At 27.0% G+C, this 3,587-nt stretch carries 5 protein-coding genes and 1 pseudogene; 1 reads left to right on the forward strand and 5 read right to left on the reverse strand.

Translation table 11 applies throughout. The features are described 5' to 3' along the window. Window positions 1–146 precede the first annotated feature (146 nt). Window positions 147–392: a hypothetical protein gene (locus tag HRT41_16035; GenBank protein NQY25530.1), complete on the forward strand. Its 246-nt coding sequence runs from the start codon at window positions 147–149 to the stop codon at window positions 390–392. Window positions 393–424: 32 nt separating this feature from the next. Here the strand turns inward: HRT41_16035 and HRT41_16040 are convergent. From HRT41_16040 to HRT41_16060, 5 genes and pseudogenes are all read right to left on the reverse strand, one after another. Further along, window positions 425–673, reverse strand: a pseudogene (locus tag HRT41_16040) (hemagglutinin repeat-containing protein). Window positions 674–706: 33 nt separating this feature from the next. Beyond that, window positions 707–1,351 (reverse strand): hypothetical protein, encoded by a 645-nt coding sequence (locus HRT41_16045; protein NQY25531.1) that lies wholly within the window; start codon window positions 1,349–1,351, stop codon window positions 707–709. A gap of 1 nt (window position 1,352) precedes the next feature. Continuing rightward, complete coding sequence (locus HRT41_16050; protein ID NQY25532.1) at window positions 1,353–1,535, reverse strand: hypothetical protein; 183 nt, start codon at window positions 1,533–1,535, stop codon at window positions 1,353–1,355. A 271-nt stretch (window positions 1,536–1,806) separates the two neighbouring features. After that, the gene (locus HRT41_16055) at window positions 1,807–2,154 is read right to left on the reverse strand and encodes a hypothetical protein (GenBank protein NQY25533.1); all 348 of its coding nucleotides are present in this window, start codon (window positions 2,152–2,154) and stop codon (window positions 1,807–1,809) included. Beyond that, window positions 2,154–3,587: hypothetical protein (locus HRT41_16060; GenBank protein NQY25534.1), on the reverse strand; the 1,434-nt coding region annotated here is incomplete at its 5' end. The genes HRT41_16055 and HRT41_16060, both read right to left, overlap by 1 nt.

The raw sequence follows: 3,587 nt of genomic DNA on the forward strand, positions 1-3,587 counted from the left end.
CATTATTTCCTTCTAGCTCTATATCATCTTTAGCTAACATATCTACATTCTCTAAATATACATCTTTTTTGGCTTGGATTTCTAAACTTTTACCTGAGCTTAAAAGTGATCCTTGTGATTTATAATCTTCGTCTCTTAAAGTATCTTTGGTTTTTTTAAATAAACTTAATCCATCTTTTGAGATTTTTAATGAAAATCCTGATTTCTCTTTTTTAACATCATGTATTAATATATCTTCTAATGCTAATACATTTACACTTCCATCAGTACTTTTAGCACTAACTCCTGCATTACCTTTTAAATCTGAAGATACAAGAGTTATATCTTTTTTTGCATTTAAAGATATTTTTCCGCCTGAGTTTAGTTTTGAGCCTTCATTTGTTAATGAATAATCTGTTGTTGTTTTTGAACTTTTACTAAATAAACTTTTTGAAGAAGATTTTGTTTGTTTATAGTTCTCATTTGCTACTGAAAGAATATTAATTGAATCTGCATTTACTTTTAAATCATTTGAAGCATTTATTTTACTTCCTTTAATAGTTGTAGCACCTTTTGTATTAATTGTAAGATTTGTAGCATCTATATTTGAAGCTATATGAGTTTTACTATTTTCTTTACTAAAATTTTTTGAAGTTCCTACATTAAATGCTTTTTCATCTACTATTGTTGTGATAGTTAATTCATTTGCATTTAATTTTTGCTTAAGTTACCACTCCTTTCCTTCAATAATTTTTGTAAGTTTTCCATTTTCAGGGTCTAAAGAAAAGTTTATATATTTTGAACTGGCACTACACAGTATTAAATACTTATATTTGATATAAGGCTCATTTATTTTATGATAATGTATAGCCATACTTTTTTCATATCCATTTATAAGAGTATCTTTTTCTTCTTGAGTAAAATGAGTAAGCATAATATACTCATCTCCAATTTGTTCTGTCAATTCACCTTTATTATTATAAATAAGCATACATTTTACTAAAGAAGTATATTTTTCTATTGTATCCCAATCTTCATCAGGATATCTTCCATCATATTCTGGGTCTGTAAAGTGTATTTTTTTTCCATTAGTAACATCTTTTTTATAAGAACCACGTAAATATACTTGATCTGTTTCATCTAGTTTTTCTTCTTTAAAAATTTTCAAAGATTCTACTCTCCAAAGAAGTGAAGCATCTTTTTTAGAATAACAATAAATAGGTTGCTTATTATCTTCTTCTCTTCTATCAAGATAATATATTATTATTCTATCTTCAAGTTCAACTATAACATCTACTTCACACTGTTTACCCAAAGAGTATTGCAAACAATTATCATCCTCAAATACAGTACAATTTACTAATAATTTCATTTTAGTTCTTTGTTAATCTTTGTGTTGTCTCATTAAAATCTTTTTTTGTAATATTGTCTATTACAACAATTTGAGTTTTTCCACCAGAACCAAACTCATTTTTGCCTCTTTGTGCTATAAAAACTTTTTTATCATTTTTTCCATTATAATCTGTTGTATATGTTTTACTTGCTGAAGGAGGCAAGGCATAAGCTTTTGATAAATCTTGTTTATTTAATGTTTCTAACTCCTAAATATAAGCTAAAAGTACCACTTGAATAATCTTTATTTTTGTGTATTCTTGTGATTTTGAGGGGTATCTGTAATAGCTAGTTTTTCAATAGTTGATGTTTGTCCATTTAAAAAGTAGTGAGTCGTGTCCTGACCCTAAATTTTAAATTTAATATTGCCATAATGTAAATCCTTAAAATTAATTTACTAGATATTCTATCTGATAAATCTTTTATTTTTAAGCTTTACACTCTCGCATTTTTTTCTTCCATTTTAATATATTCATCTATATCATCAAGAATAGTTTCAGTAAATTCAAAAAATTCATCCAGATTTTTATAATTATCAATAAATTCATCTGACCTATCTTTATAAGGTCCAGAATCTAGGTGATCCCAGGCTCTAGAATTACAAATTAATCCTTCTATCTGTCTTCTAGCTTCAGAATATAAAGAACTATCATTAGAAAATAACTCTTCTGCTCTTTTTTTTAATTTTGCTGTATATGGATGGTTTTCTTCTTCAAATTCATATTGTCGACATACAACTTTTAGTTTATTTTGTATTGTATTTTTAAGCTCTTCTTGTCTCACTATTTATCCTTTGGGAATATATCATTAATATTTGTTTTATCTGGATTGATGACTTTTTGTTTTCCACCACCAGTAGCATTTTTTGTTGCCCAATCTGTATGTGATTTATCTGCTGCTATTCCAGATAAAATTGTATGATCTTCTTTTACTTGTATAACTGTTTGAGTATTTGCTTTATTTGTATTAGGTAGAGCAAGTTCTCTTTGTAATTGCATAGGAGTTTTATTTGCATCTTTTTTATCTATAACATAAGTACCAGTAGCTCCTCTTCCTCCTGTATGATTTACCACAAACTCATCTCCTTTTTTTACTTGTTCTTTATAAATCTGGCCTTGAAAACTCTCTACTTCAATTAATGCATCTCTTTTTGATTTAGAGTTTGAAGAACCTTTTTCTTTTTGTTTAGAATAAGATATATCAAATGCTTCTTCTTTTGTTACAGGTACTTTTTTTTCTTCAAACTCTTTTTGGTCTGTTCTTTTATTTAGTTTTTTATTCGGAGCATTACTTTTCTTAGGATTACCAGACTCAGCTTTTTTAATAATCTTTTTTACTTGTTTTACTATAACCTTTGAACCAGGAACTTTAGATAAAGCTAATCCAGTACCAGCTACAATAACTCCTTCTAAATCAGCATCAAGTATAGATTTTACTACTTTTAGTGAATCTTGAATACCAATTACATTATCATCAACTACTTTGGCAACTTCAAGATTAGCTTTATTTATCTTTTTATGATCTTCTGGTTTTGTTAAGGCATACATAAAAGAAGAATTAGGTTTAACATCTGAGGAATTAATCTTATTAACTTTTTCATTTCCTGATAAAATTGTAGCTGAATTTTTATTTGTATTATTCCATTTCTTTTGTGTTATATTTGATCTTGTAGAAACTCCATTTAAATCACTATAATCATTCCATACACTAGAACCTCTTTCACCTCTCGCTTTTGAAAGATTTGTTTCTGTATTAAGAGAATAGCTCTTATTGTTTTTTGCTTGTGTATGTCTATCTTGTTCATGTAGTGTTGATTTTATTACTTCTGATGAATTTGTCATATCTGTTTTATCTACATTTATAATTATAGAGTTTGACTTATCTTCGTATCCTGCATTAGATAATTCTTTATTAAAATCATTTTGAGAGTTTACTTCATTATTATCAGGTGTTTCTTTTCCATCATATAATGATACATTAGTATTTTCATCTAGTCCATCTTTTTTTGATAATTTATTACTTAAAGATTGTATCTCTTCTTGACTACCTTTAGCACCTTCTTCACCTTTTAATTTCTTTTGTGAATCTTTATTAGCTGCTAATTCTACAAGTACTTTTCTATCTGTTGCATATTTATTTACTTGTGAAGCAAATTCTAAAATAGATACATCATCATTAGTTGAAACATCTTTTACTGCTTGATAAATCTCTTGTCC

Source organism: Campylobacteraceae bacterium, assembly GCA_013215945.1.
In the GTDB taxonomy this organism is placed as follows: Bacteria; Campylobacterota; Campylobacteria; order Campylobacterales; family Arcobacteraceae; genus NORP36.

Bases quoted from the DNA above. Each gene is read 5' to 3' on its own strand.
- HRT41_16045 (NQY25531.1), bottom strand. From the start codon at position 1,351: ATGAAATTATTAGTAAATTGTACTGTATTTGAGGATGATAATTGTTTG.